Origin of the sequence: Streptomyces hainanensis (genome assembly GCF_004348415.1) — a bacterium.
Taxonomy (GTDB): Bacteria; Actinomycetota; Actinomycetes; order Streptomycetales; family Streptomycetaceae; genus Streptomyces; species Streptomyces hainanensis.
Map to the genome: position 1 here is coordinate 1 of NZ_SMKI01000684.1, position 2,832 is coordinate 2,832.

Genomic DNA, 2,832 nt, shown 5'->3' on the forward strand with positions numbered 1-2,832 from the left:
GGGGAGGCGAGGAGGGGAGGGACGGTCCGTTCGATGGGATGGTCATGACGCGGGACTCCTGGTCCGGGTGACGGTTCAACGGGTGAAGGTGAAGTCGTCGACGTCGAGCAGGCCGCCGGTGCCGCCGGTGAACACCAGGTACAGCGTGGTGGTCGCGTTCGGGGCGTTCGACAGGGTCGCGGAGAAGTTCCGGTAGGCGTTCCAGCCGCCGGTGTTGGGCACGGCCACGCTGCCGAGCAGGGTCCCGGTGGGGGAGCCGGCGCGTACCTGCACGGTGCCTCCGGCGCCGCCGGAGGCGGCCCGGACGGTGATGCCGGTGGCGTCGGCGAGGTGGTAGGGCTGGAAGGAGATCCAGTCGCCGTTGTCGGTGTGGCCGACGGCCCGGCCGCCGTGCGCCTCCGCGTAGTCGGTGATCTGGACGCCGTTCATGCTGGTGAAGAACTCGGCCTGCCGCTGGCTGGTCTGCGTCACGTTCTGGTCCGTCGCGGCCAGGCCGCCGTTGTCGGTGTACGCCGCGGTGAAGACGCCGAAGATGTTGGCGTTCGCGTCGTGTTCGCCGTCGGCCAGGGTCTGGAGGGTGCCGGAGCAGCCGGTGGTCGAGGTCTGCTCGTGCGCGTGGCTGTCGTGGCCGATGAGGAAGGTCACGCGGACCCGCGAGCAGTCGATCGCGCCGTCCTCGGGGTCGGTGACCGTCACCCGGAACGGCACGGCCTCGCCGAAGTCGACGAGTCGGCCGTCCGCCGGCGCGTCGAGCCGCACGGTCGGCGCCGTGTTGCCGACGGTGATCGGCACGGAGGCCGTGGCCGTCAGCCCGGTGGCGTCCCGGACGGTCAGGGTGGCGGTGTACTGCCCGTTGGCCGGGTACGTGTAGGTCGGGTTGGCGCTGGTGGACGTGGCACCGTTGCCGAAGTTCCAGGAGTAGCCGAGCGCGTCGCCGTCCGGGTCGCTGGTGCCGGCGGAGGAGAACCGCACGGCGAGGGGCGCCGGTCCCGAGGTGGGGGTGGCCGACGCCCGGGCGATCGGCGCCTGGTTGCCGGTGACGTTCTCGATGCGGTACAGCGCGCTGTTCGCGTCGCCGTTGCCCCAGCCGGTGCCGTAGTCGAGGACGTACAGCGCCCCGTCGGGGCCGAAGGCCGCGTCCATCACCTGGGTGCCGGTCCACGGGAAGGTGTTGATGGCGCCACGGCTGCCGTCGGCGTTGACGTCGATGTTCCTGATCCAGCGGCGGCCGAACTCCATCGCGAAGAAGTCGCCGTCGAACTCCTGGGGGAACTTCACCGACGACGGGAGGTTCGGGTCGTAGTTGTATACGGGGCCGGCCATCGGCGACTCGGAGCCGTTGCCGAACTCCGGGACGGAGCCCCCGTCGTACGGGATCCAGGCGGCCCGCGCGGCCGGCAGCGTGGTGAGCCCGGTGTTGTTCGGCGAGTCGTTCCTCGGGCTCGCGCAGTTGAAGGCCGCGCCCGACGCTCCGGTGGCGAAGTTGTAGTCGATGTACGGCTCGTTGGCGCCGACGCAGTACGGCCAGCCGTAGTTGCCGGCACTCGTCACCCGGGCGAACTCGACCTTGCCCGACGGGCCGCGGGTGGCGGAGGCGGTGCCGGCGTCCGGGCCGTAGTCCCCGACGTAGACGACGCCCGTCTCCTTGTCCACGCTGATCCGGAACGGGTTGCGGAAGCCCATGGCGTAGATCTCGGGCCGGGTGTTCGCCGTGCCCGGCGCGAAGAGGTTGCCGGCGGGGATCGAGTAGGTGCCGTCCGCGTTGACCCTGATCCGCAGGATCTTGCCCCGCAGGTCGTTGGTGTTGCCGGCCGAACGCTGGGCGTCGAAGGCCGGGTTGCGGTTGGCGCGCTCGTCGATCGGGGTGTAGCCGTCCGACGCGAACGGATTGGTGTCGTCGCCCGTGGAGAGGTAAAGGTTGCCCGCGGCGTCGAAGTCGATGTCGCCGCCGACATGGCAGCACTGGCCGCGGTCGGCCGCCACGTCCAACACGCGCACCTCGCTGCCGAGATTGAGCGTGTGGTCGGCGTTGAGGGTGAACCGGGAGAGCCGGTTGACGCCCTGGAACCGCGCGAAGTCGGCCGCCGCGCCCTCGGACGGCGCCGAGCCCGCCGGGGTGTTGAGCGGCGGCGCGTAGTAGAGGTAGACGAAGCGGTTGCTCGCGAAGTTCGGGTCGACGCCGACCCCCTGCAGCCCCTCCTCGTCGTTGGAGTAGACGCTGAGGCGGCCCGCGACGCTGGTGTTGCCCTGGGCGTCGGTGATCCGCAGGGTGCCGTCCCGCGAGGTGTGCAGGACCGAGCGGTTCGGCAGGACGGCCAGCGACATCGGCTCGCCCAGCTCCGCGACGCCCCTGGCGAGCGCGACCTGCTGGAAGGTGGCGGCGGCCGCGGGGGGCTCGGCCGCCGCCGGATTCGGTGAGGTGAGGGTGACGAGGCCCGCCGCGGCGAGCAGCGAACTCGTCAGGGCGGCGAGCAGCCGCCGGATTCTCCTGTGCACGTGCGTCCTCCTGGGACCGTGGGGGTGGTCGACGAGCTGTCGCACAGGGGCGCGTCGCCGCGCCGGGACCCGGTGGCCGGGGCAGGCGGGAACGGGGGGCCACGCGGGGAGTGTCACGGACTCACGATTGGTCCGCACCAAGGAAGGTAACGACGGCGTGACGCGCTGGAAACCCTCTGGCGCCAACTTCATCGATTTGACGGAGAGTTCGGGCGGTCGACCCGGCCGGAGCGGGTGCGCGACCGCTTGACGGCACCGGGTCGCCGTTCATTAATCGAGCGATAGGTACGGACCAATCCCCACGCCGCGCCCTCGCGCGTCCCACCGGCCCGCACC

General features: G+C 71.4%; 1 protein-coding gene. It reads right to left on the reverse strand.

Translation table 11 applies throughout. From position 1 onward, the window contains the following. Nucleotides 1-75: 75 nt before the first annotated feature. Nucleotides 76-2,496, reverse strand: coding sequence for a PQQ-dependent sugar dehydrogenase (locus tag E1283_RS34680; RefSeq protein WP_243745309.1), 2,421 nt, complete (start codon nucleotides 2,494-2,496; stop codon nucleotides 76-78). Nucleotides 2,497-2,832 lie beyond the last annotated feature (336 nt).